The following is a 25,667-nucleotide window of genomic DNA, read 5'->3' as shown; positions in this document are numbered from 1 at the left end:
GGGAGAGATTTTTTATGAATTTAAATGTAAGATTTGCAAATCAAAATGATTTAGAAGCTGCTATGGAGTTTGATTTACATAGAAATGAAAAGGTAGTTTCTAATAAAATTGAAATGAAAGAAGTTATTGTGGCAGAATCAGAAGGTGAGATAGTTGGATGCCTAAAGCTTGAATATCTTTGGACACATATGCCTTTTATAAGTTATATAGTTGTTAAGGATGGATTAAGACATGGCGGAATTGGAGCTAGTCTTTTAGGATTTTTAGAGAATTATTTAAGAGATGAAAAAGAGGCTGAGTTCTTATTAAGTTCATCAATGACAGATGCAACTAAGGCTCAAAAATGGCATATGAGAAGAGGGTTCAAAGAATGTGGCTTTATTTCTGGAATAAATGAAGAGGGAGTTGGGGAAGTATTCTTCAGAAAAGACCTTTAATATGCTTTTAATTTAAGTAAATATTGATTTATAGCTATACCTTCAGTCCTAATTTAATTTTGCAAAGAGTTTCTATTGTTTATTAAAATGTCCTTTCAGTTATATCTATAAATCAATATAAGTTTCAATTAAAAAGCATCTTGTAAATTACTAAGTTTAAAATTTCACAGCCTATTATCTTAAATTGTTTTAGGAGGAGTTATGAGTTTAGAAATAGTTGAACTTAATGAGAGTCAAGTAAATTATATAGAAAGTCAATTAGATGACTACGATAAAAAATATATAAGATATAGAATTACTGGCAATATAAATATAGGTGTACTTAAAGATAACTCAATAATAGCCGGTGTAGATGCTTCTATGACAGCTTTTAAAATATTATATGTATCTACTCTATTTGTAGATGAAAACTATAGAAGAAATAATATTGGTACAATGCTAATGGCTGAAGTTGAAAAAAGAGCAAGACAATTAGGGGCTAATATGATTAGGTTAGATACATTTAACTGGCAAGGAAAAGATTTTTATTCTTCATTAGGATATGAAGAAGTTGGATTCTATGAAAATAAAGAAGATGGCTTTTCAGAACATTTCTTCTTAAAAAGGTTATAAACATCTTATAAGTATTAAATTTAAGTTATAAGAAAAGGTGACTGTACCAAAACAAGTTTTTAATAAAATTTGATACAGTCACCTTTTTTATATTAGTTTATTGAAATAGTCTTGAAAATATGTTCCGCATCTTTTTACTTCACCAAGAACTCTTTTTATACCGTATTCTGATTTGTGCCAATTGTCCTTAGATATTCCCTGAGTTTCAACTGGTACAATATAAAATTTAGTGTTTGGATAGGCCCATGAATATGTCATAAGCACTCTTCTAGCGTGAAAGGCTTGGCAACAAATTATGGCTTTTTTAACCTCTAGTCCAAGTTCATCAGTAAGCTTCTTAGAATAAAATGCATTTTCATAGGTGTTTGTAGAGTTGTTTTCACATAAAATATATTCTTTATTTATTCCATTCTTAATAAGCACATTATATGAAAACTCCCAATCAGATTTGTAAGTTCCAACATACCTTTTATTAGTTATCTTTTCATTAGGAAAGCATTCTAATTTACAAGAGAACTTTCCAGATGGCAAAATATATTTAGCAAAATCTCTGTTGTATAAGTAACTTGCCATTTCACTTGGTTCATGCTTTGATGATCCTGGTATAAAGATTATATCTGAAACTTCAGGTTCATCTTCAATAAATATAAATTTTGTTATATCCTCTATTGTTCTCATAAATTATCATCCTTTAATACAAATATAGCTAGAAATTAACCTCAACTTAATATAGTAATAAGCTTAATATTAATTATAGTTACTCAATATAATTTACAAAGGCTACACCATCATAATTTTCAATTGATTTAAAGCCTAAGTTTTTATAAAACTCAAGTGAGACCTCTTCATTATCACTTATTAAAACCTTTTGAGGAACTAATACAAATTCATCTAAAATAGACTTAATAAGCCCTTTACCTATACCATTGCCTTGATATTCAGGAAGTACAAGTAAATCTTGTATATAAATTATACTTACGCCATCACCAACAACTCTAATAAGTCCAACTAGCTTATCATCATGCCAAGCTGATATAACTTTTAATGAGTTTATAAAAGCTTTCTCTAACAACTTGATATTATCAGTATAAGTGTTCCACCCTACACTTTCATATAGTGATGCAATTTTTTCAACATCTTTGATTAAATCCTTTTTTAAAATTACTTTATCTAATTCCATAAGTCCCTCTTCATTCTCTTATTTTTTAGCTACAAATAATAAATGATTACTATATCCTAATAACTCTGGTTTTTCAGAACAATAATAATGATATTCTAACCATTTATTATAGTCATAATCATCCATTGCATTTATTTTATCAGCTAAGAGTTCACAAAGTCCATCAGCAGCTACTTCTGCTTTTATATTAAGAGATGAATTTCTTAAAAGATTTCTACACTGCTCTACTGTATGAAAAACAAATGGGAAATTATGAATTTTAAATGTATCATGATTATAGGCATCTTCTTTTAAGAAGTTTGGGTTATAACACATAGTTTCTGTTACAATTACCATATCATTAGAAATAAAAGCAAAGAACATCTCCCCATACTTTTTACAAACTCTTTTCACTTCATTGACACATTTTATTCTGTCTTCCATATTGCTTAAGTGGTAAAGAGGGCCAAAGCATAAAACAACATCGTAGCTTTCATCCTCAATATTAGATAAATTCAAAGCATTTCCTTGTATTACTGTTAGCTTCATATCTTCAGTAGATTTACTTTTAATTTCATTAACATGCTTTTCTACTAATTCAACAGCTGTTACCTCAAAACCTTTACTTGCAAAATAAAGACTATACTCTCCAGTACCAGCCCCTAAATCAAGAATTCTCATTCCTGGTTTCAAAAACTTTTCTATATTTCTAACAGTTGTTAAAAATTCAACCCTAGTTGCTTTAGATGATAGCCTGTTACTTTCATTAAAAATATCGTAAAGTGCTGATACTCTTTCTTCTTCATTTTTTAATTTTAAAACTTCCTCCATAATATCTCATCTCCCCTGTTACCCAATTTATACTATTTTTAATTTTAGCTCTGTTTTAAACCAGTGTTGATTTTAGATAGAACTGTAAGTAGGTCTGAAGGGCTAGTTAAAATCAACACCCACTTAAAACAGAGCCTAATATTTTAATCTTATTTAATAATAACTTTGAATATTTCAGCATTTGAATGTGTTTCATCATAGAATCCACTTACTTCAATATAATAAGTTCCCTTTTCCTCAGGTAACTTAAATGAAATCTCTTTTTCTGAATCACCAGTTGAATATTCAAGCTTTTTATAGGGTATGTCTGAAACCTCATTAATACTTATATTTTTTGGAGCTTTTTCAAACTTTATATTTATAGTTTCTCCACTTTTAGTATTTAATGGCTCTTTTAAATCCTCTAAGGGTTCAGCTAAATTGCTATTTCCACCTGAGTTTTTATTAAACCAGTTAAACTCACCATTTATAGTGGAAACTTCTTTATTATTGTGAACCACCTTGATGTCTGGCTTTTTAAAAGGAATATTATCTTTTGGAATTTTAGAGATTATAATAATACAACTTATTATTCCTAATGTAAAAAATACTGTACGGGTATTAAAAATCTTATTAATCTTTATTAAATTCACCCCTCTATTTTTAAATTATTAAGTATTTATATTGTAAGTTAAATTTTTACATAATCCAATGTATAAAGTTATTATTTTACAAATTTATAAAAAATGAAGCTATATTTAAAACTAAGATTGATTTTATATAAGTTTAAAAAGATGTTTATTTACCATTTAGTTAAAACAAAAACAAAAAAAGAGACAATCTAAAAATAGACTGCCTCTTTTATAATTCTGAAAATAAACTTTAAAATTGCGGTTAAAAAGTTAAATTTCTATCTATACAAATTAATGGTTACATCCATCGTGACTACAAGTATGTGTTCTTGAGAATTCTTTTAATTCTCCTTTTTTGAAAGCTTCTAAGTTAGCTTCTATAGTTCCTTCTAAAGCTTTATAAACTTTAATTCCCATAGAATTTAATTTATTTATAGCGCCAGCACCAATTCCGCCAACTACTACAGCATCAACTACTTCTCCTGATAAAGCTTTTATAGGTTGACATTTTCCATGCTCATGTCCTAAATCACCATTACCAACTGTAGTTATTTCATTTTTTTCTAAATCACATATTACAAAAGTTGGAGCTGTACCAAAGTGACCATATGGTATGCTTTTAACTCCTTCATTACTTTTAACTGGGAAACAAATTCTCATTACTTTCTCCTCCTCTAATTTTTTATTATTCATGCATTTTATATGTTTACATCCCTTTACGCATTTCTCGTATGGGGTTATATTTTTGTTTATATTATCATCATTTACGATGTAATCAATTAAGGTATTTACGCTTAAAAGATTCTCAATATTAAGATCATAAACGATGTGATAACCTATTTTATATCCAATAACTAAATTAGCTTCTTTAAGTATTTTTATTTGTTGAGAAACTGCTGACTCTGATATTTCAAGTTCTCTGGCAATTCCTTTTGCACACATGCTTTTATCTCTTATAAGGTGTAAAATGTTTATTCTTGTTTCATCACCTAAGGCTTTAAAGATTTTTATTCTTTCTTCCATATATACTCCTTCTTTTTAAAAGATTTTAGTTAAGCATTTCCTTAATTAAAATTCTACTCCTATTATATTATAATTGCAATAGTTATTTTAAATTTAATTAAGTATATTCTTAATTAAATAATCAACGGTATTCCTTTAGCATTAAAACTTACTATTCTTATATATAAAGTACTTGAAAACATTTTTTATTTATAGGAATCATTTACGAGTATTTTATTTAAATCATTCTCTGTTTAAAAGATGCTGAAAATAAAATAGCTACTATGTTTTTGTATGATGATGGTACTTTTTTGAATTTTTCACCTATGTCTTTACCAGATGAAATTAGAAAACTCTTAACTGAAAGAAAGTAATGAAAATAGGCTGTATCAAAACTTAAAAAGTTATTTTGATACAACCCATTTTTTCAGGCTTATTATTTTTTTGTTATTGTAAGAAACTAATTAAACTTGTGTGTTTAATTTATATTTTATTAAAAACTCTAAAATTTTATTGTACTACATATTTATTTTAGGTTAAATTTGTAATTGCTTTTATAAAGGTTATTTTTAATTTTTTTGAAGTGAAAATTAAATACTTATACTTATTAATATTATTGTAGAAAAGCCAATAATAAGTTAAATATGTTTTATGTTAAGTTAAATATGTATTCATAAAATTTTAGAGTTTATAAGCAATTTATTTTAAATTTATATTAGCTTTGTATTCACGCTCTTTCCAGTTAAGTCTTGTAGCAACTTTAGCTTCTTTGTTTAACTTAACTCCATCTAGCATGATCTCTTTGAACTTAGCATATCCTGCCATATCCATTAAGTGACCACCATGAAGATATCTTGGTGAACCCTTTAATACATATTTAGAGAATTTCTCCCAATTCTTAATTACTTCATATAATACGTCTTCTGTTATATAATCTAAGAAAACCTCTCCTAATCTAGGAGTTTTTTTACTTGTTCTTCCACCTATTAATACTCTGTAATAAGTTTCTTTTGAACGAGTAAAAGCTCTTGTTGGACAAGCTTCCACACATTCTCCACATCCTATACAAAGTTCTTCATTTCTTATTACTTTTCCATTTACTTCTTGAATTGCTGAAGTTGAATGAGCAGCACAAGCTCTTGCACAAGCTCCACAACCTACACATCTATCATAATCATATTGTGGAATAGTAACCCCTAATATTCCAAAGTCTGTCATATGAGCCTTTATGCAATCATTTGGACATCCTGCTACACATATTTTTATGTGATAGTTACTTGGGAATATTATTTTTTCTAAATTTCTTGCTAAAGCTGGTGTTTTAGCGTTAGCTTTTATACAATGGTCTGCTCCAACACAAGCTGATATATTTCTTGCTCCTAAAGTTGGATAACCATAATCATCAACATCTAAACCAACATTACAAAGTTCATTTTCAACTTCTTCTATGTAATCTTTGGCTAATTTATTTACATTTTCTATATCATCGTACTTTATTCCTGGTATATTGAAAGTTTGTCTAGTTCCAAAGTGAAAACTTCCATTACCATACTTTTCAGCAATCTCTTGAACTAGGCTTAAATGCTTAGCATCTATAGTTCCTCCAGGAACTCTCATTTGAAACATGAATTCTCCTGGTACCTTTGATTCACGGAAACAATTGGTACGTAATTTATCTATATCAATATCTCTATTCATAGTTATACTCTTCTCCCTTTAACATTATCTTCCTAACTCTTCATAAATCTTATCTAATTCATCACTTAACTTGTTTACTGTTGTAGCAAAATTTATATATCTTGGGCAGATATCTGTACATCTTCCACATCCAACACAAATTTGCTCCTTAGAAATCTCAAGCTTTGGTCTATAAAATTTATCTAAAACTCTTTGTCTTATTCTTGTAGGAACTATTTCACTCATGCTCTTATTTTTTAAAGCAGAAGATTTAACTAATTGACATCCATTCCAAGTTCTTCTTACTTCTTTTAGCTTAGAATTATCCCTATGAGTAACTTCCTTAGTTATCATACAAGAACAAGTTATGCAACTCATATTACAGCTTCCGCATCCTATACAACGGTTTTTGTATGAATTCCACATATCAAGTTCTTTAACTTTATCTAAAACTACCTTGTCCCAAGTTTCTATTTCAGGTCTTCTAACCTTTATTTCATTTTCTTTTGCAAATTCCATTTCAAAGTTTTCTTCTTTAGAATTCTCAAAGTATTTATTAAATTCTTCATCTTTAACCTTTATTGAGATTTCTCCATCCTCATGGAATTTAATGCCTAAGGAATAATCCTCTGATTCATTTGTTCCCATTGAAACACAAAAACAAGTATCAAAAGATTTTGGACATCCCATAAGCATGAATTTAACTCTATCTCTTCTATTTCTATAGAAAGAATCATGCTTTAATGAATTATCTATTCTCTTTATTCCATGCAAGTCACAAGAACGTAAAATGATTATTATGTCCTTGTCCTCTTCTAAATCATCAGTTTTTAAAGATTTACCTTCAAATTGAAGTGATAATGTATGATTTATTGGAATTAAAAGTTCTTTTGGTGAATATTGAGATTTTTCTTTATACACAACATCATTAAAAGAATCTATTTCTCCATATCTAATATTATTTGTATAACTATGTCTTCCTTCCCCTTGAAAGTTTATTGGGGCATATATTTTATATTGTTTTTTTAACTCATTTATTAATTTATCGCTTTCGCTTTTTGATAATCTGTAATCCATAAAAACTCCTCCACATTACTTTTTGTATTTAAGATGAAATAACTCATGTGCTCTACCCTTAGTTGGTTCACCTATATATGAATCATACATTTTTAATACAGAGTTATTTTTATGAGATTTTCTCTTTGGTAAATTCTTATCTTGGTTATATAAAACAGAAGCTCTAAGCTCTTTAATATTGAATAACTCTCTATTTTTAGAGCTTACAAAAGGTTGTCCACCACCATTTACACATCCACCAGGACAAGCCATAACTTCTATGAAATGATAATTACCTTTTTCCATCATTCCACTTTCTATAAAGTTAAATAAGTTTTTACCACCATGAACAACAGCTATCTTATAATCATTTCCAGCTATTTTTATAGTAGTTTCTTTAATACCTTCTAATCCCCTTACATCTTTGTAGTCAATATCTTCTAAAGATACTCCTTCTAAGATGTCTGTAGCAGTTCTTAAGGCAGCTTCCATAACACCACCTGTAGCACCAAATAGTGTACCTGCCCCTGTATATTCTCCCATAGCTGGATCTGCATCTTCATCTTCTAAATTAAGAAAATCTATGTTGTTTTCTTTTATTAATTTAGCAAGTTCTCTAGTAGTTAGTACAGCATCTACATTTTTAATATCATCATTCCACATTTCATCTCTATCTGCCTCAAATTTCTTAGCAGTACAAGGCATTACTGAAACTGTAAACACATCTTTAGGATCTATACCCTCTGTGTATGGATAATATGTTTTACTTGCTGCTCCAAAAATTTGTTGAGGAGACTTTGCTGATGAAAGATTATCAAGTAAATTTGGATAGTAGTTTTCTACTAATCTAATCCAACCAGGACAACAAGAAGTAAACATTGGGAAAGGACCACCATTTTGTATTCTTCCTATTAGCTCTGTTCCTTCTTCTAATATAGTAACATCAGCTGCAAAGTTCACATCAAAGACCTTTGTAAAACCTAATTTTCTTAGGGCGGCATATAATTTACCAGTTACATCAGTACCATAGTCCATTCCAAAAGCTTCTCCAATAGCTGTTCTTACTGAAGGAGCTATTCCTATAACTACATGCTTATCTTTCTCTTTAAGAGCATCTAAAACTCTATCCATATGAGATTTTTCACTTAAAGCTCCAACAGGACAAGCAACTACGCATTGACCACATAATAAACACTTTGTTTCATCAAAACAAGCTAAATTTTCAGGACCCATAGAAGTCTTACCATCTTCTAATCTAAATCCCATAATTTCAGTTCCACTATTTTCTCTACATGCAGCTACACATCTACCACATTTTATGCACTTACTTCTATCTATAACAATAGATTTACTTCTATTATCTATGTAAATTTCATTATCTGAATCTTTGATAAAGTTTTCTGATTTTTTTCCATTAACCTTTTTAACAAGAGCTAAAAGCTCACAATTTTCAAGTCTACTACATTTTCCACATTTATAGTTATGATCATTAAGTATTTCTGAGACTCTTGCTTTTACAGCTTTTTGAACTCTCTCATTTGCTGTATTTATTATGTCACCTTCTCTTACTTTATAAGAACAAGCTCTCACTAAATCCTTTTCAGAATTTACTTCAACAAGACAAACACCACAATTCCCCAAATTATTACAATCTTTTAAAAAACATAAAGTAGGAATATCTATATTTTCTCTTTTTGCTAAACTTAATATAGTTTCTTCACTTTTAGCAATAACTTTTTTACCATTTATGACAACTTGGCACATAATATCTCCTTTTTGAATAATTATTTAAATCAACAAATTTATGGTAACACTGAGTTTGTAATTTGTTAAATACTTATATTTTTTAAAAATCATAAGTATTTACTTATATGCAATTTCAACTTCTATTAAATTAGTTTATTTAGATGCTTTTTTATTAATAATAAATACTCATTTACGATATACTTTAATTCATATAAATTCCATTATTTATTAATATTTGTAAACATGCTATAATTATCATGAGAAATATTAATAAGATGATTATATTTAATTAGTTTAAAAGTATAATTTATTTTTATACTTTTAAAAACTTAATACAAGTTTTAGATAAATAGGAGATGATTTTAAATGGCTGCAGTAGTAGTTCAGCAACCTCAACAACCAAATGATAAGGTAACTGTTGATTTAGCTAATTCTAAAGTTATTGTAAAGCAAGATAATAAAGAAACTAAGAACCCTTCTGACAACCCTTCTGAAAAAGAAGAAAAAAAACAAGAAGTAACACAGAATACTAAGAATGATAAAGTTGAAAATAAAGAACAAAGGAATGAAAAAGAAAAACAAGAGGCACCTAAGGGTGAACAGAAAGAACAACATAAATCTGAAGAAAATCAAAAAGATAATAAGGATAAAACTAAGACTGAAATCAAAAAAGAAGTTGAAGCTCAACAACCAGTTTTAGAAACAATTCAATTGCCTGTACCAAAGCCATCTAGATATAGATGTTTTATAGCTTTACCTTATGCAAATGGTTATGCATCAGAGGTAAATAAAAGATTATATGAATATGAAAAGGTTAAAAGTAATCAAGCAGCTGCTATGCAAGAAGCTATTAGATTACATAATGGAGATCCAAGCAACACTTGTGTTTTCTTCCAATCAGCTTGTTTAAGAGCAATTGGAGTTCCTGTTCCAAACCATATTGGATATACTTCTGTGCTTTGGAATTGGTTAGAAGATAATAACTGGGAAATGCATAGAGACTTTGGAAATATACAAAAAGGCGATATCATCTTTGCTGGTGAATATCATACAATGTGTTTTATGGGATGGAAGGATAAAGCTCGTGGAATTGCCTATGTAATGGGAAATGAAGCTTATAGTGTAGGAGATGCCTATTCAAACCGTAATCTGAATGGACAAAAAGCAGCTGAAGAAAATGGGTGGAATAATCAATATAGAGCAACAAGATACTATAAATATAAAGGAACTCCAATTAAAGGTGATTCAAATTCAGATACTAAAGATATGAGTAATGTTATTTATGATTCAGAGTATCATAAGTTCACTGTTACTCCTTTAAAAGGTACTGTAACTGCTAAGCAAGATGTCTATGCAAATGAAAAACCATTTCCTACAACTGAAGGAATAACTCCAGTAGGACTTGCCCATGGTGGAGATAAATTCAAGGTTACAGGAAAGGCATCAAATGGTTGGTATGAAATTCTTTATAATGGCAAAAAAGCTTACATAAGTAATAAGTATACTAACTTCTTAGAGGAAAAAGATTCTTCATCAGATAAGGATGTTAAGCCAGTTAAACCAACTACTCCTACTCAACCTACCAAACCTGATAAACCAAATAATACTACTGATGAAAAAAATAAACCTGAAAAAACACCAGTAGATCAAACTAAGCCAACAGAGCCTAGTAAACCAAGTGAAACTTCAAAATCAGATGGTAAGGATGCAACTAAGCCTACAAAGACAGATCAATCTAATGATCAAGCTAATCAAACAGATAAAAATAAACCAAGTAAACCAGTTGAAACTAATAAACCTGAAAAACCAAATAAACCAGTAGAACCTGCAAAGCCAGTTAAGCCAAGTAAACCTGCTGAGAAACCAACTCAACCAAAGCCTGTTGAGACAGTTATAAAAACAGCATATATAAAAGCTAATGGGGGTTTATGGTTACACTCTACTCCAAGTACATCCTCTTCTTCTAGAATGAGTTTAATGAATAATGGAGTAAAAGTTACTATTTTAGATGACAATGGTTCTTGGTATAAAGTTGATTATAATGGTAATACAGGTTGGTGTTCAAAGGATTATTTAACTAATCCTGTAGAAACTAAAGTTCAAACTACAAAACCTTCTGATCCTATAGAGCCAGTAGCAAAGCCAAGTAAACCTACTGAATCTGTTGTGAAAATATCATATGTAAAGGCTAATGGTGGCCTATGGTTACATTCAAGCAAGGATTCATATGTTTCTTCTAGAGTGACTATTATGGATAAAGATTCAAAAGTTACTATATTAGAAGAAAGTGGTTCATGGTACAAGGTTAATTACAATGGACAAACAGGATGGTGCTCAGGTAAGTACTTAACTGAACCAAAAGCTTTAGTTAATCAAGATACAAAGCCTTCTGAAGTAAGTAAACCAGTGACACCTACAAAGCCTACTGAACCTATTAAGCCAGTAGAACCAGCTAAACCTGTTAAGCCTAATAAACCTGTTGAATCTACAATAAAAACAGCCCATATCAGAGCTAACGGAGGTCTATGGTTACACTCTAGCAAAGACTCATATGTTTCTTCTAGACTAACTATTATGGACAACGGAGAAAATGTTCAGATTTTAGATGAAGATGGTTCATGGTATAAGGTTAACTATAATGGAAAGATGGGTTGGTGCTCAAGTAAGTTCTTAAGTGATCCTACAACAATAACAACATCAAAACCTAGTGATACAATTAAAGAAGTTAACCATGTTGAACCTAGTAAACCAGTAGAAAAGGCAGTTGTTGAATCAACTGTAAAAACAGCATATGTAAAAGCTAATGGTGGACTTTGGTTACATTCTAGTATGGATTCTTCATCATCTTCTAGAATGTCAATAATGGGTAATGGTAAAAAAGTAACTATTTTAGATGAAAGTGGATCTTGGTATAAAGTTGACTATAATGGACAAATAGGATGGTGTTCAAGCCAATTCTTAACTTCACCTAAATCTTCAAGTGTTATAACAACACCTACTTCTACTAAGCCAAGTTCAAAGACAGCATATGTACAAGCTAACGGAGGCTTATGGTTACATTCAAGCCAAAGTACTTCAGCCTCATCTAGATTAACAATAATGAGTAACGGAGAAAAAGTTAAAGTTTTAGATGAGAACGGAAGCTGGTACAAAGTTGATTACAAAGGAAATATAGGATGGTGCTCTAGTCAATTTATTGATTAAACTTTAAAATAGAGTATGTTTTAAACATACTCTATAATTTTTATATAAGCATACATTTTTAACAACAACTCAAAAGCATATAGAGAATTTTATTGATTATTCTTCAAAGTAAATATTTAAAACCTCTCTAGTTACAAGAGTATCCCTTTCTATATGAACCTCTTTTAATAAAGATCCATCATCTACATATGGGTTCAACTGTTCTAAATTGTTTTCATAATTATCAATAGGTTCTTGAAGTAGCATATAGCCACCTATTTTCAAAATTTCTTTTGCATACCATTTACCATTTTCTAATTCAGAAACACCATCCCATATTTCAAAACCTTCTATTTTTCCATTTTCATCAGTTATCCCCCAAGCTTTAACTTCGTCATTATAACCATTTAAAGAGGATTCATCTAAATAATCAGAATATTTTTCAGTTTTTTCTTTCTCTGGGTCATCCTCAAATAATATTCTTCCAAGGATAAATTTAACTCCTGATTTATCAATTCTATCCCCACCTACAAATTCATTGGTTACTATGATTTCACCTGTTGGAACTGGCTTTTCAACTTTAAAGTTTGTTTTAAAGGTTTTTTCATCATCTTTTGGGTAATAAGCATAGGTGCTCATAAATACAAAGTACTCATTGCTATTTTTATCAGTTAACTTAAAATTAGTTATATCAAACAGATTAAATAGAGCATCTCCTTCTTCATTTATAAGAGAAGAATCAACTTTTCCACTTCCAAGAAGAAAATTTCTACCTGTTCCTTGAACTTTTATATAATGGGTTGCTTGTTTTAAATTATTCCCTAGTATAAATACATCCTCTCTAGTTTTAAACTCCTCACACTATATAAATATGTATTTTTAGACACTTCAGTTCTTGAAATATTTACTATTAAAAAGCTTTATAAAGTTTTTTAATTTATATTTTGCCATTTTAACATTTACTTAATTATGTAACTGAGAAAATAAACCTAACATATAATAAAGTATAAAAGTATAGAGGTGACTAGTATGAATCCTTTGAAATGCAAGGATATTATTGATACAAGCCCATTAAAGTACGATATGGAAGCTATCTGTGAAAAGGAATATGGATACTTTCTCTGTAAGGAAAATGTCTTAGGGGTTTCAATAGGTAGTAAAATCTCTAATGGAGAAGATACATTTAAAGATTGTTTAACAGTATTAGTTAGCAAAAAGCTTCCTGAATGTGAACTTTCTCCTGAAGATATGATTCCTGAAAAATATAAGGGGATCTTAACTGATGTTATTGAAACTGGAGAAATTATGGCTACCAGTTTAACTGATAAAGTAAGACCAATAATATTTGGTTACAGCATAGGCCCTGATAATAGCCCTTGGGCAGGTACAGCTGGTTATTTAACAAAAGATTATTTAAGTAATCTATATATTCTGAGTAATAACCATGTTTTAGCTGGTGAAAATAAGCTTCCAATCAATACTCCAATACTTCAGCCTAGTCTAATAGATGGAGGAACAAGTTTAACAGATAAAATAGCTACTCTTTCAAAATTTGTTCCAATCAAATTTGAAACTCAAAATGAATCACCAGAAAATTTTGTTGATGCTGCTATATCAAAATTCATAAATCCTATTTCAGATGCTAATGATATAATTTATTTAAATGGCAGAGTTTCTGGATTAAACTTAAGACCAAGAGTAAGATTAAGAGTGAAAAAGGTTGGTAGAACAACTGAGGAAACTACTGGAGAAATAAGAAATACCAATGCTACTGTTAGAGTAACTTACTCAGATGGAAATACTGCTATATTCCTAAGACAAATCATAACAACTTCCATGAGTAAACCAGGTGATTCTGGCAGTTTACTTTTAGATAGGAAAAATAACGCTCTAGGATTACTATTTGCAGGCTCTGATTCTGCCACAATTTACAATCCAATAAATTTAGTATTAAGGGAATTAAGTATTTCAATATAGTATAAGACTAATGTATATCAGAATAAAATTTAAAGAATAATGTCATATTAAATCAAGCACTATTTTAAATTTGTATTATTTTTAAAATAGTGCTTGATTCTTGATAAATTTAATTCTTTTCTTAGTCATATCAACACTTTAAAGCATGCCAGACTTTTTAAAAAGTCTGGCAAAGAACAAAAAGTCCGCCAAAAGTTATAAATTTAATTATGTGAGGTGACAGCTTGATGACAGCTTGGTGACAGGTTAAAAGTACTGAAAACTTAGTTATATCAAGCAGGTGACAGAGGTGACAGCTTTTTTCTATTTATATGTATAAGGAAAAATAAATAATTACATATAATTTTAATTAATATATTAATACTATGACTACTGAAAATAGCTTTTTTTCTGTCACTCCTGTCACCTATATAAGCAAAGCTAGTTATAGCAAGTATTTTAAGAGTGACAAGTCTAAAATTTAAAATATAAATTTCTGTCACCACTTTCTTTTTTATATTTATATATGCTTAAAACACAACCTAATTTAATAATAACTTAAAATAACAATATAATTTTATAAAAAAATTAATTCTGCCAGCTTTGTGCCAAGTATATTGCCAGCAAAAATCAAGTCATAGCAAGGGCTTGCCAACTATGCCAGCTTTTTTTTACTTATACACGTAAGGAAAAATATAAATACTGTATTTATAAAAATTATTTATATTTTTCCTATATATAAGAAAGTGAAAATTAGTTGGCATCTCTGGCAGAGTCTGGCTTAGGCTAGTGGTATCAAGCCTTTACTATTTTAAAACTCTGGCATGATACTGGCATAAACCTGGCATTATTTATTTAGATGATATGTTATTTATAGATTTTAAGTATTTATGGGCGGACTTTGGATAGAATTTTGGCGGACTTTGGGCGGAGTTGAAAACGGACTTTTTTTAGTGATTTCAATGCTTTGGGCGTACTGGACGTACTTTTCTTATTTATATAGTATAGAGAAAATAATTAAATATAAAATAAATATTTAATATACATATATACGTATATATACATAAAATAGAAAAAAGTCAGTCCTTTTTGGGCAAACTCTGTCCAAAGCTAGTTATATCAATGCATTTCAATGTGGCCCAAATTTAAAAAGTCTGCCTATAAAATTAAAAGTCCGCCAAAAGTTATTTTTATATTACTTAAAGCAATCTCCTTTTTTCACAACCTTATTTATTTCAATATTTATATAATTGGCAAGCTCTTCTTCTGAATAAGCAGAAACTTTTTTATTCCATGTGAAATATTCTTTAATTGTATTTATAAGAATATTTTTATCTTTTTTACTTAAATATGTTATAAACTCCTTATCACTTAAGATTTCATATAAGTCAAATATATCTAAATTAATAACATTAACTTTTCTTTTATTAGTCTTAATATCTTTTTTATCAGTACAATCTTTCACTTTAATCTCTAGCTTATATTCTTTATTTTTTCCTACTAATTCAAGGATTTCCTTTAACAAATTTGATATTAACTTCTCATTATTTTTTTCTAGTTTGCATTCTTCTTTAATCTTTCCAGCCTTAATTAACTTGTTATATACTCTAGTTACTGTTCCTTTAAAATATTTTTTGTTTAATTCTTCTCTCGTAACCCCTTCTAACAAAAGCTTCTCTATTTCAAAACTTTTATTATCTTCTTTTTTATTATTTATTGGCATCTTTCCATTATCTCCTTAACAAAATTATTAACTAAATCATAATCTTTCCCATATTTCTTTTTTATTGTTGATTCCTTCATTTCATAATCAGAAATTTTAGAAATATTAGATCTATTAGGGATTATAGTGTTGAATAATTTAGGAATCTCATTATTATTACTTTGCAGTTCTAATGCTCTTCTTATTGCTTTATATGGTTTATTATCCTTATATCTATTTATAATAACTCCCATTGTAGCTAATGAGTAATCTGTATCTATTCTCTTAATTTCTCTTACTTTTTTATCTATTTTATTTACAACCTGCTTTAACCCATATGTTGATAATGTATCAGCAATAACTGGTATAATATAATATTGGCTTATATATATTCCAGACATAGTTATTGCACCTAAATTAGGAGGGCAATCAATTAGGATATAATCATAATTACACTCTACTTTTTTTAACTGATCTTTCAAAATAAAATTAGAATTCTTTATGCTAGGGATAACATCATACATATCCACTAAATCTATACTTGATGGCAATAAATCTAATCCTTTTATACCACCAGCTATATTTCCAACTTTTTTAATTATAGATTTATCAATATTAAAAGCACTTGTTTTATCAACTTTATCTAAAAAGAGTTGATGTATAGTCTTATTATTATCATTAGCATCTTTCCATTTTTCTTGAGAAATTAAGGATACAGTTGCATTAGTTTGTGGATCTAAATCTACAACTAAAACTCTCTTTTTATAAGCATACGCCAAAATTTCTGCTGCAGTCACAACTAATGTTGTTTTTCCTACTCCACCCTTTAAATTTATAAAACTTATTATTTTTGCCATAAACTACTCCTAAAAAATACTCCACTAAAATTTATATTTTAATAATTAAGTTTATATTCTTATAAGAAACTTATTAATTAGGCTATGTTTTAAACCAATACTTACTAAAAACATAACCTTTAATTAATCAAATATGAAGCTCATCAATTTATCTATTATTTTCCATTTTAAGAGGTTTTATTTTCAAACATATATTTACATTGAAGACAATAAAAAACCACTCTAAAAGGCGTGTGAAGTCTTTTATAGTGGTTTTGTTAATTTATAAATTTAAAACTAAATTTCATGATAATATAACTAGTGAAAATACATATTTATTTAACATAATAGTTTGTTACTAGAATTATTATAATAATAAACTATTTAATTATTTAATGACTACTTTTATGACTGGTTAGTGTCTATTTGAAACCAGAGAAAATTTAGTGATATCAATGGGTGTGCTGGGTATGACGGCTTTTTCTTATTTATATAGTATGGGAAAAATAAATAATTACATATAAATTAATATAAAAATATTAAATACCTATATATAAGGGGTAGAAAATCCTGTCATTCCGTCATAAGTCGTCACAAGCTAGTTATACCAACACTTTAAGCTGTGACATTCTTATTAAAGGAGTGTCATAACTTAAAGTGTTGGTATAAGTATGGCATTATTCATTTATTTTTATATACTTTATAAATTTTAAATAATACCTGACAAACTTCAGACTATTCTTTTAATGACTTATCCTTATTTAAAGTGCTACTTAACAATCATAAGTTTAAAATACTGTTACAAACACTTTTATCTCTCATAAATATATTAACTATCCATCTCTGATAATACTTCATCAACTAATATAGAAATATTCTCACAATATTCTTGTAATATTTTCAAAAATTCTTTTACCGTTATATCATTATCTAGAATAATATTAATATTCGCTATTTGATTACTCCCATTATACGTTTTAATATTTCTATTTCCTAAGCTATTTATCTTTTCATGTAAATTTCCTTTAAACACTTCTCGTCTATCAATATATTTTTTATATTCATCATCTTTAGAATATTTAATCAATGTATGTTTAGGAATATACGGATTCGTCTCATAGTGTAATGGTAACTTAATAACTTTATTTAAAATATCAAAAGAAAACTCCAAATGAATGTCATATGTTTCATTATTAACATTATAAAATCCATCTATAAAATCAGCCTTTTCACTTCCACACCAAGCATCTTTTGCTATTTGAGCAATAAAACTAACCCTTCCTACACCCCCTGCTTTACCAATGTTTTTAATATTTAATCCTTCAGGTGCTTTAAATAATCTCATTAAATTTTTAAATCTTATATAGACTTTTTCAGCATCAATATCATCACAAAGTATATCTAATAACTTATCGTTTTCATTCACATCAAGATTATCATAAAACTCCTTAATTACTATCATAAAATCTTTAAATACTCTATCTAACAAAACATCTTCTATATCTACAGTAATACTATTTAATAAATCTTTATAAGTTTTGTTAACAAACTTTTCTCCACTTGTTATCTGTTCTGGAATAAGAGTAAGATAAATAAATTTCATCTTTATATCATTATAATCTAAGTTAATTTTTTTGTTAGAACATATCTCTTCTATACATCTTTGTTCTGAATACCTTTTTGTCTGTTCATACCCTTCTTCTGCTTTAATTTTATTTTCTATTATTGTCAATATAGTTTCTTTATTATTATAAATTTTTATTATAATATCTGGTATTCCTTTTGAAGTTGCAATTCTTGTAAATGCTTTAGCAGAATACAACCTTGCATTTGATATACCTATTATATTTTCTAAAAAACTCACTCTAAAGTTTTCTGACTCATTTATTAATCCAACTAGCATATTGCTAATAATATCTTCTTTATATTCAATTCCTAATAATTGTATTATATTCATATATCATTACTCCTTAACCTTGAATTTGAACCTATACTTCAAGTTCAACACTATATACTTCTATTTCTTTATTAGCTACTGATAATTCTTCTGCTATAATATATTCCTTCTCTATCTTATAAAAAACATCCCTATGTTCCTTTAAAAACCTTCTATTTTCCTCTTCAATATTAATTACTATTGCATCATTTATCTTTAAAAGCTGCTTGTCCTTTTCTGATAACCTCTTTGATATAATAATCTTTCCATTATCTTCAAAAGTAATAAAGTGCTTATCAAATAAAGAATCATGATTTGGACATAGCAAAAATCCATTGTAAGGATTAAGTTTTTCTTCTGGTGTACTTTCACTCCAAGGCTTTATATGACTTGCTATAAGTAATTCTTGGTGAGCTAGTCCACAAATTCTACATTTATTATCCCTTTTAAGTAATCTTTGTCTAAATTTATTTTGATTTTTTCTAGCCTTAACAACTCTTTCTATAACTTCTCCCACTTCATTTATTTCTTCTAGGGTTTTATTTTCAACATCTATGTCTAACTTTTCTAATTCACAAAGCACATCATGACTATATTTAGTTCTCATTTCAACATCATATTTTAGGGCTGTTTCTTTTGTAAACTTTAATCTAGGCACTCTTACACTAAGCTCTTCTGAATCTTCAAAGTCCTTTATTTCACTCTTAAAGACTTCCTTCATCTTAGGAATTAGCTTGGACCAATTCATCCTTACCCTTCCCTTAATTTCACCTTCTATTTCAGCTGGAAAGGCTTCCCCTTTATATATTAATGTTATCTTTTTCTTTTCCCCATGTTTTATATCTTCACATTCAAATACTTTTCTAACCTTTATAGGTATATGACTTCCTCTCTTAAATGAGGATTTATCTAAATCCTTTATAGCTACCTTATTAGTTTCATCATCATATTCCCATGACTTAATTCTATCCAATTTAACAACTTCCTCCATAATTTTAAATATAATCAACTCTTATTCTATAATTATACAATATTTGCGAATTTATGTAATAAAACTACAAAAAATAAAGAGATATATGATTTCCACATATATCTCTTTTTCTTCTTATAATTTCAGTGTTAAATTATAATATTTGTGTAAAATATACATAAACTTAAATGAAAAATTCATTAATTCAAATTATCTATAGCATATTGAGCTTCTTCTGGGGTGAATTTTTCTCCATATTCTGATATTAATTGGTCATATATTGCACTTGGAGACATAGCCATAGTTTCTTGATATGTCTTAGCTTTCTTTAATGCATTTTCATTCCAGTCTGCTTCCACATTATCTACTGCATACTGAGCTTCTTCTGGAGTGAATTTCTCACCATACTCTGAAATCAACTGATCATACAATCCTGCCTTAGACATACTCATTGTATCGCTATATGTCTTTGCTTTTTTTAATGCATTTTCTTTCCAATCAGCTTCTATATTATCTATAGCATACTGAGCTGCTTCTTCTGTAAACTGTTCACCATACTCTGAAGTTAACTGATCATATAATCCTACCTTAGACATATGCATCATATCACTATATGTTTTAGCCTTTTTTAATGCAGATTTATGTTCTGATGGAACATTTTCTTCAGGCTCCTTTTCAGTTAAAACATCCTGCGTATTATCTTCTTCAACAATAGTCTCTTTTTCTTCTTCTCCATTATTTTCTGTTTCTTGCTTTTGATTAGCTTCTGTATTTTGGTTTTGGCTAATCTCTTTTCCTAGTTCATTATTTAGTGTATTAGGCTCCTCACTACATCCTACCCCTATTAATCCAATCACTATAAAACTAGCTGCCACTATAAACCAAGGTCTTTTATAAATTACCTTTTTGTTTTTTTCTCCACATTCTGGACAAGATTTAGCATTAGATGCTATTTTTTTAGAACAATTTCTACATTTTTTAATTTTTGCCATTATAGCATTCTCCTTCTTTATAATTTAAATTTTATATTTATTTTCTATTTATTTTAATTTTTGCCTTTATAAGTAAAAATATTCAACTCTGTTGTTAATTTTTAATGTTTATTGTTTTTTTATGTTTAGTTATTTTTTTGCTTTATAATCATTTACGAGTAACTTAATTAAAATAAACTCTTAATAATAGAAACTCTTTGAGAAATTAAGTTAGGGCTGAAGATATATCTAAAAATCAATCACCACTTAAAACAGAGCCTAATAATAAAATACTATTTAATTAAAGCTTATTATCTACATAACATCTTTAATTTTTGAATATTTATTGTATAATTGTAAGATAGGCAATTTCATCATATAAGGGAGATTTTTATTATGAACAATTATTTGACACAGGAAAATATAAATAAGTTAAGAGAGGAATTAGACTATAGAATGTCTGTTGTTAGAGCTAAAATAGCAAAGGAAAAACTTGAAGCTGCAGCACATGGTGATAGATCAGAAAATGCTGAATATAAAGAAGCTTGTAGAAACTATAGAGAGAATGATAATAGAATACAATACCTTCTAACTATGATTTCAACAGCTATAATAGTTGATGAGGAAACTACAGATAAATCTACATTAGGGCTTAATAGTAAAGCTAAAATAAGATTTGTTGAAGATGATGATGAAGATGTGGTTACTTTAGTTACTACTCTAGACCTTGATTTAGAAAATATGTGTATAAGCATAGAATCTGACTTAGGTAAAGCATTGATGGGTAAAAAAGTTGGAGACACAGTAGAAGTTGAAGCACCTGGTGGAAGCTATACTGTAGAAGTTTTAGAAATATTATAATTTAAGTAATAGGACTATATCAAAACAAATTTTGATATAGTCCTATTTTTATCTAAACATACTCAATATATTCAAAATATACTCATGTTTTGAATATATTTTAGTTAATTATTGATAATATTTTGAGTTAGTATATTGATTCCTTTAAAGTTTAATCATAAAATGAAATTGTACAATTGCTAAATTTGTACAGTGGTATAAATAAAAAAAAGGGGTCGATAAACATGGGAAAACTTTTAGAAGTAACACAAACCTTTAATGAAACTGAATTTTGGAATGACTCTTGTTCCTACGAAGAACTAAAACAGGCTATAGAAAATGGAGCTTCTGGTGCTACAACTAATCCTGTTATAGTTTTAAATGTACTAAAAAAAGAATTACCAGAATGGGATTCTACTATTAAGGAAGTGGTAGCTAATAATCCTACTGCTACAGAAGATGAAATAGCATGGATGATTATTAAATTATTAGGAAAAAAAGCTGGCTCGCTTCTATATCCTAAATTCAAAGAAAGTAATGGGCAGCGTGGTAGAATATCATTTCAAACTAACGCAAAATTCTACAGAAATAAAGAGAAGATGGTATCTCAAGGAGTTGAACTCTCAGAAGTTATAGAAAACTCTCAAGTAAAGATTCCAGCTTCAAAAGCTGGAATAGAAGCTTTTGAAGAATTAACTTATCTTGGAGTAAGCATCAATGCAACCGTTTCCTTCACTTGTCCTCAAGCTATAGCCGTAGCTGAGGCTGTTGAAAGAGGATTAAATCGTCGTGTTAAAGAGGGGCTTCCAATTGATCATATGCATCCAGTATGTACTATTATGGTTGGAAGATTAGATGATTACTTAAAAGCTTATGTAGCTGACAATAATCTTTCTATTGATTCAGAAATATTAGATTTAGCTGGTGTTTATACTTGTAAGAATGCTTACAAAATCTATAAAGAAAGAGGTTATCGCACAAAACTATTAGTTGCAGCCTTCCGTAACAACTACCATTTCACAGAATTTATAGGTGGTGATATTGTTTTAACAATAACTACAAAATATCAAAACATCTTCAACGAATTAGATATTAAGGTAGAAAATTATATGGATAAAGAGTTAGATCAAGATATTTTATCCAAACTTCTAGAATTAGAAGAGTTTAGAAAAGCATACTATGAAGATGGATTAAAACCTGAGGAATTTGAACATTATGGTGCATTCCTAAGAACTATGAATCAATTTCTAAATGGATATGACGACCTAGTTAAACTAATTCGCCCATATATAGTTAAATAATAATTAAAAATCATATATAGTAAAGTCAAGGGGATGTATCAAAACTTAATAATAAAACCTACAAACATATTTGAAAATCACTAAATCTTCTCTTCATATTGTTTTAAAGTTTTATTAAGAAAATTTTTTGATACATCCCCTATATCTTTTATTGTTAATTCTAAGTTTTAATTAGAATTACCTCATTACATTTTTAAGGTTTCTCATGATTAGGCCATCTTCTACATCACGAGTTCTTGAGCATACTATAGCAGCTTGTATAACTGTTATTAGTATTGAAGTATTTCTTCTATAGGCTATATATTTATAATCCCATTTATGACTAAACTTCTCTTTAAACCTTCTTAACCCTTTAAATGAGTATATTGCTTGTCCATATTCATAAAATTGAAGTGCAAGTTTCTCATTCCAGAAAGCATATTTAGATTCTCCCACATTAGCAAGTGGAGCAACTCCCATATTAAAGATCTTGTATCCATTCTCTTTTCCATACTCAATTAGCTTTATAAACATAAAGTCCATAACTCCTCTTGGAGTATCCTTTGAAAATCTCATTAAGTCCACAGAGAAGCTTTCATCATTATCGTACATATACATAAAGTTAGCGAAAGCTTTAATCTTCCCTTCTTTATCTCTTAAAATAGCTATTGGAGCTTCACTTAAATAGTCTTCATCAAAGAATCCTACTGAGAACCCCTTCTCTTTTCTTCCATCTAACCATTGGTCTGAAACATCTTTTATATCTCTAAAGAACTCTTCTGAAAATGGTGGTTTAACTATGTCAAAGGTATATCCCTCTTTGGTTACCTTACTTCTAGATGTTTTTAAGCTTTTCATCTTATTTCCTACAACCTTAAATTCATCAACATAAACCTTAGCCTCTTCCCCTATTTTCATAAAGTCATATCCATTTGAGTGAAGATAACTTATCATGTCTTCATCTACTTGATAAAATACTGGAATATATCCATAAGAATCTGCAAAATCACAAAATTCTTCTATTTCTTTAAAAAGATTCTCCTTATTTCCAACTGGATTTCCTAATACAAAGAGCTTGTCTCCATAGACTTCATATTGTATTAATACATCTTTTTTATCATTTATGTAAACATACTTATCATTTAAAAATATTAAATGAGTTAAAGAATCACCTTTGTATTCATTTAATATAGCCAAAGCCTCTTCTTTACATTCACTAAAAGAAGTTGTTGGTATCTTTTTTCTGCTATTTATAAAATATATTGTTACATATAATACTGTTATAATAACAAAAGCTATTATTCCAAAAAGATAAGCATTTTTATAAGGCATTTTCTTTATTATTCCAACAACCTTTATATGCTTACTATAACTTGCAATAACAAAGAAATATGTCACAAAACTTCCTAAAAGTATCATTGAATCTATTATGGTGTTTTTACAACTTACCACAAAATTTTTTCTATAAAACATACTTTTACTTAAATAAAGTAAGTATATTACCAAAAGCAAGAATACTATCTCATATGGATTTATTCCTCTTGAAAATGATAAAATTACTCCAAGAACTAAAAGAACAAAACTTGTGTTATAAATACTTTTAGCTCTGTACTTCATCATTAAAGAAGTTAAAATTATTAAAAATCCTAAAATGATGCTAACTCCCATAGATAATCCTAAAATTTGTTTTCCTAAAAGTTCTTTTAATAATTTTATTTTAAATAGTACTTGAGGAGCTACATTTGAAAGTGTTATTACAATACCTGATAGAAAAACTAAAAATACTAATATATTATAAGCTATCTTTGAAACGATTTGCTTTGGTAATCCATTAAACTTTTTATTAAGCTTATCTCCAAAATCATGCATGTATAAAAGCACCCCAATAGCTGCTGGTACTATAAAGTAACTTATTCTATATAAAATTATAACAAGTAATGTTTGTTCTATTGGAACTCCAACACCTTCTAATCCTGTCATAAAAGATAAGTCAAAAGTTCCTATTCCACCTGGAACCATACTTACTATACCAATAACAGCTGCTTCTATGTATATAGGTAAAAATGTTCCTACGCTTAAATTTGCTCCTGTTATCTTTAAGGTAGCATAAATTAATATTATTGTTGTAAGCCATTCTAGGAAAGAAATAAAGATAGTTCCTAGTGTACTAAAAAGCTCTACCTTATCTTTATCCTTTGTAAAGTTAAATATAGAGTATATTATCATTCCTGGTGCATAAAGAGCTATTGCTAAAATAGCATATTTAATTACTCCCAAATCACTCCATGAAAACACTTGAATTCCTATGTAAACACAACATACTATTGAAAGTCCAGTTAAGTTTAAAAATACTATCTTTCCAATTTCTTTTAGAAGTCTCTTTTTATCATCTACATAATCACCATAGAAATATTGCTTAAAAGCTAATGAAGTGGCTCCTCCAAATCCTAAAAGGCTAGCTATAGAACTTGCTATCCATGAATATTTATAAAGGCTTCTATTATTTAACCTTATTCCAACCTTTCTTTTTAGTATAAAATCATAAAATGATAATGGAATGTATGAAATTATTCCTAAAGCCCCAATTATTAATAGGTTCAAAAATGTTAGCTTATTTCTATACATAAAAAAGTATTCTGTATTAAAATTTCTAAATACATTAGTAAACTCTCTTACTACAAATAAAACTACCAAAGATACAAAAGCTATCTTTAAAGCTAACTTAACCTTATCATTTATTTTCAATTTCAATTTAAGTCCCCCTTTTCAAGTTCATATAAGTAAAAAATCTAATTACTTAAAATTTCATGTTTATTATAAGGTTTTTCTCTTGTCTAAATCCATCGATTAAGATTTCATTTA

At 28.3% G+C, this 25,667-nt stretch carries 21 protein-coding genes; 6 read left to right on the top strand and 15 right to left on the bottom strand.

Features of this window, described 5'->3' with window-relative positions:
- Positions 1 to 14: 14 nt before the first annotated feature.
- A complete protein-coding gene (locus ACQZHJ_RS08670; protein WP_430485157.1) occupies positions 15 to 437 on the top strand; it encodes a GNAT family N-acetyltransferase in 423 nt (140 codons plus the stop codon).
- A gap of 201 nt (positions 438 to 638) precedes the next feature.
- Positions 639 to 1,049 carry a GNAT family N-acetyltransferase gene (locus ACQZHJ_RS08665; RefSeq protein ID WP_430485156.1) on the top strand — a complete coding sequence of 137 codons (411 nt, stop codon included), beginning with the start codon at positions 639 to 641 and terminating at the stop codon, positions 1,047 to 1,049.
- An 87-nt stretch (positions 1,050 to 1,136) separates the two neighbouring features.
- Here ACQZHJ_RS08665 and ACQZHJ_RS08660 read toward each other — a convergent pair whose 3' ends face one another.
- The 8 genes from ACQZHJ_RS08660 to ACQZHJ_RS08625 all read right to left on the bottom strand — a co-directional run bounded on the left by ACQZHJ_RS08660 (position 1,137) and on the right by ACQZHJ_RS08625 (position 9,149).
- Positions 1,137 to 1,727, bottom strand: coding sequence for a YdcF family protein (locus ACQZHJ_RS08660; RefSeq protein WP_430485155.1), 591 nt, complete (start codon positions 1,725 to 1,727; stop codon positions 1,137 to 1,139).
- A gap of 79 nt (positions 1,728 to 1,806) precedes the next feature.
- Complete coding sequence (locus ACQZHJ_RS08655) at positions 1,807 to 2,229, bottom strand: GNAT family N-acetyltransferase (protein WP_430485154.1); 423 nt, start codon at positions 2,227 to 2,229, stop codon at positions 1,807 to 1,809.
- An 18-nt stretch (positions 2,230 to 2,247) separates the two neighbouring features.
- Positions 2,248 to 3,039 carry a class I SAM-dependent methyltransferase gene (locus tag ACQZHJ_RS08650; protein ID WP_430485153.1) on the bottom strand — a complete coding sequence of 264 codons (792 nt, stop codon included), beginning with the start codon at positions 3,037 to 3,039 and terminating at the stop codon, positions 2,248 to 2,250.
- Between the two features lie 149 nt (positions 3,040 to 3,188).
- Positions 3,189 to 3,539, bottom strand: a complete 351-nt coding sequence (locus tag ACQZHJ_RS08645; RefSeq protein WP_430485152.1) for a glutaminase — start codon at positions 3,537 to 3,539, stop codon at positions 3,189 to 3,191.
- Positions 3,540 to 3,941: 402 nt separating this feature from the next.
- Positions 3,942 to 4,673: a metalloregulator ArsR/SmtB family transcription factor gene (locus ACQZHJ_RS08640; RefSeq protein ID WP_430485151.1), complete on the bottom strand. Its 732-nt coding sequence runs from the start codon at positions 4,671 to 4,673 to the stop codon at positions 3,942 to 3,944.
- A gap of 678 nt (positions 4,674 to 5,351) precedes the next feature.
- A complete protein-coding gene (asrC, locus tag ACQZHJ_RS08635; RefSeq protein WP_430485150.1) occupies positions 5,352 to 6,350 on the bottom strand; it encodes a sulfite reductase subunit C in 999 nt (332 codons plus the stop codon).
- A 24-nt stretch (positions 6,351 to 6,374) separates the two neighbouring features.
- Positions 6,375 to 7,406, bottom strand: a complete 1,032-nt coding sequence (locus ACQZHJ_RS08630) for a 4Fe-4S dicluster domain-containing protein (protein ID WP_430485149.1) — start codon at positions 7,404 to 7,406, stop codon at positions 6,375 to 6,377.
- 15 nt (positions 7,407 to 7,421) lie between these two features.
- On the bottom strand, positions 7,422 to 9,149 hold the full coding sequence (locus ACQZHJ_RS08625) for a ferredoxin hydrogenase (RefSeq protein ID WP_430485148.1): 1,728 nt from the start codon (positions 9,147 to 9,149) through the stop codon (positions 7,422 to 7,424).
- 348 nt (positions 9,150 to 9,497) lie between these two features.
- Between ACQZHJ_RS08625 and ACQZHJ_RS08620 the strand changes: the two genes are divergently transcribed.
- On the top strand, positions 9,498 to 12,335 hold the full coding sequence (locus tag ACQZHJ_RS08620; protein WP_430485147.1) for an SH3 domain-containing protein: 2,838 nt from the start codon (positions 9,498 to 9,500) through the stop codon (positions 12,333 to 12,335).
- 96 nt (positions 12,336 to 12,431) lie between these two features.
- Here ACQZHJ_RS08620 and ACQZHJ_RS08615 read toward each other — a convergent pair whose 3' ends face one another.
- Positions 12,432 to 12,953 (bottom strand): hypothetical protein, encoded by a 522-nt coding sequence (locus ACQZHJ_RS08615; RefSeq protein ID WP_430485146.1) that lies wholly within the window; start codon positions 12,951 to 12,953, stop codon positions 12,432 to 12,434.
- A 390-nt stretch (positions 12,954 to 13,343) separates the two neighbouring features.
- Between ACQZHJ_RS08615 and ACQZHJ_RS08610 the strand changes: the two genes are divergently transcribed.
- The gene (locus ACQZHJ_RS08610) at positions 13,344 to 14,291 is read left to right on the top strand and encodes a hypothetical protein (protein ID WP_430485145.1); all 948 of its coding nucleotides are present in this window, start codon (positions 13,344 to 13,346) and stop codon (positions 14,289 to 14,291) included.
- 1,174 nt (positions 14,292 to 15,465) lie between these two features.
- Here the strand turns inward: ACQZHJ_RS08610 and ACQZHJ_RS08605 are convergent.
- The 5 genes from ACQZHJ_RS08605 to ACQZHJ_RS08585 all read right to left on the bottom strand — a co-directional run bounded on the left by ACQZHJ_RS08605 (position 15,466) and on the right by ACQZHJ_RS08585 (position 20,706).
- Positions 15,466 to 15,993, bottom strand: coding sequence for a hypothetical protein (locus ACQZHJ_RS08605; protein WP_430485144.1), 528 nt, complete (start codon positions 15,991 to 15,993; stop codon positions 15,466 to 15,468).
- Positions 15,984 to 16,829, bottom strand: a complete 846-nt coding sequence (locus ACQZHJ_RS08600) for a ParA family protein (RefSeq protein WP_430485143.1) — start codon at positions 16,827 to 16,829, stop codon at positions 15,984 to 15,986. Before ACQZHJ_RS08600 ends, ACQZHJ_RS08605 begins: the two co-directional genes overlap by 10 nt.
- A gap of 808 nt (positions 16,830 to 17,637) precedes the next feature.
- Positions 17,638 to 18,765 carry a hypothetical protein gene (locus tag ACQZHJ_RS08595; RefSeq protein ID WP_430485142.1) on the bottom strand — a complete coding sequence of 376 codons (1,128 nt, stop codon included), beginning with the start codon at positions 18,763 to 18,765 and terminating at the stop codon, positions 17,638 to 17,640.
- A 31-nt stretch (positions 18,766 to 18,796) separates the two neighbouring features.
- A complete protein-coding gene (locus ACQZHJ_RS08590; RefSeq protein WP_430485141.1) occupies positions 18,797 to 19,717 on the bottom strand; it encodes an HNH endonuclease in 921 nt (306 codons plus the stop codon).
- A gap of 197 nt (positions 19,718 to 19,914) precedes the next feature.
- Positions 19,915 to 20,706 (bottom strand): Ltp family lipoprotein, encoded by a 792-nt coding sequence (locus ACQZHJ_RS08585; protein WP_430485140.1) that lies wholly within the window; start codon positions 20,704 to 20,706, stop codon positions 19,915 to 19,917.
- Positions 20,707 to 21,081: 375 nt separating this feature from the next.
- On the opposite strand from ACQZHJ_RS08585, the gene ACQZHJ_RS08580 reads away from it, so the two are divergent.
- Together ACQZHJ_RS08580 and ACQZHJ_RS08575 are read left to right on the top strand one after the other, a co-directional pair.
- A complete protein-coding gene (locus ACQZHJ_RS08580; protein ID WP_430485139.1) occupies positions 21,082 to 21,546 on the top strand; it encodes a GreA/GreB family elongation factor in 465 nt (154 codons plus the stop codon).
- Between the two features lie 224 nt (positions 21,547 to 21,770).
- Complete coding sequence (locus ACQZHJ_RS08575) at positions 21,771 to 22,826, top strand: transaldolase family protein (RefSeq protein WP_430485138.1); 1,056 nt, start codon at positions 21,771 to 21,773, stop codon at positions 22,824 to 22,826.
- Positions 22,827 to 23,003: 177 nt separating this feature from the next.
- On the opposite strand, the gene mprF is transcribed toward ACQZHJ_RS08575, so the two are convergent.
- Positions 23,004 to 25,556 carry a bifunctional lysylphosphatidylglycerol flippase/synthetase MprF gene (gene mprF / locus ACQZHJ_RS08570; RefSeq protein ID WP_430485137.1) on the bottom strand — a complete coding sequence of 851 codons (2,553 nt, stop codon included), beginning with the start codon at positions 25,554 to 25,556 and terminating at the stop codon, positions 23,004 to 23,006.
- Positions 25,557 to 25,667 lie beyond the last annotated feature (111 nt).

The organism is Clostridium sp. B9, from assembly GCF_050509515.1.
In the GTDB taxonomy this organism is placed as follows: Bacteria; Bacillota; Clostridia; order Clostridiales; family Clostridiaceae; genus Sarcina.
The sequence above is the reverse complement of the archived record's forward strand: the minus strand, read 5'-3'. Positions and strand labels throughout refer to the sequence as shown.

Excerpts from the sequence above, each read along its gene's own strand:
- ACQZHJ_RS08600 (WP_430485143.1), bottom strand. The coding sequence starts at position 16,829 with ATGGCAAAAATAATAAGTTTTATAAATTTAAAGGGTGGAGTAGGAAAA.
- ACQZHJ_RS08665 (WP_430485156.1), top strand. The coding sequence starts at position 639 with ATGAGTTTAGAAATAGTTGAACTTAATGAGAGTCAAGTAAATTATATA.
- asrC (WP_430485150.1), bottom strand. The coding sequence starts at position 6,350 with ATGAATAGAGATATTGATATAGATAAATTACGTACCAATTGTTTCCGT.
- ACQZHJ_RS08575 (WP_430485138.1), top strand. The coding sequence starts at position 21,771 with ATGGGAAAACTTTTAGAAGTAACACAAACCTTTAATGAAACTGAATTT.
- ACQZHJ_RS08585 (WP_430485140.1), bottom strand. The coding sequence starts at position 20,706 with ATGGCAAAAATTAAAAAATGTAGAAATTGTTCTAAAAAAATAGCATCT.
- ACQZHJ_RS08650 (WP_430485153.1), bottom strand. The coding sequence starts at position 3,039 with ATGGAGGAAGTTTTAAAATTAAAAAATGAAGAAGAAAGAGTATCAGCA.
- ACQZHJ_RS08670 (WP_430485157.1), top strand. The coding sequence starts at position 15 with ATGAATTTAAATGTAAGATTTGCAAATCAAAATGATTTAGAAGCTGCT.
- ACQZHJ_RS08610 (WP_430485145.1), top strand. The coding sequence starts at position 13,344 with ATGAATCCTTTGAAATGCAAGGATATTATTGATACAAGCCCATTAAAG.
- ACQZHJ_RS08580 (WP_430485139.1), top strand. The coding sequence starts at position 21,082 with ATGAACAATTATTTGACACAGGAAAATATAAATAAGTTAAGAGAGGAA.
- ACQZHJ_RS08655 (WP_430485154.1), bottom strand. The coding sequence starts at position 2,229 with ATGGAATTAGATAAAGTAATTTTAAAAAAGGATTTAATCAAAGATGTT.
- ACQZHJ_RS08605 (WP_430485144.1), bottom strand. The coding sequence starts at position 15,993 with ATGCCAATAAATAATAAAAAAGAAGATAATAAAAGTTTTGAAATAGAG.
- ACQZHJ_RS08640 (WP_430485151.1), bottom strand. The coding sequence starts at position 4,673 with ATGGAAGAAAGAATAAAAATCTTTAAAGCCTTAGGTGATGAAACAAGA.
- ACQZHJ_RS08625 (WP_430485148.1), bottom strand. The coding sequence starts at position 9,149 with ATGTGCCAAGTTGTCATAAATGGTAAAAAAGTTATTGCTAAAAGTGAA.
- ACQZHJ_RS08615 (WP_430485146.1), bottom strand. The coding sequence starts at position 12,953 with ATGAGCACCTATGCTTATTACCCAAAAGATGATGAAAAAACCTTTAAA.
- ACQZHJ_RS08660 (WP_430485155.1), bottom strand. The coding sequence starts at position 1,727 with ATGAGAACAATAGAGGATATAACAAAATTTATATTTATTGAAGATGAA.
- ACQZHJ_RS08630 (WP_430485149.1), bottom strand. The coding sequence starts at position 7,406 with ATGGATTACAGATTATCAAAAAGCGAAAGCGATAAATTAATAAATGAG.
- ACQZHJ_RS08620 (WP_430485147.1), top strand. The coding sequence starts at position 9,498 with ATGGCTGCAGTAGTAGTTCAGCAACCTCAACAACCAAATGATAAGGTA.
- ACQZHJ_RS08595 (WP_430485142.1), bottom strand. The coding sequence starts at position 18,765 with ATGAATATAATACAATTATTAGGAATTGAATATAAAGAAGATATTATT.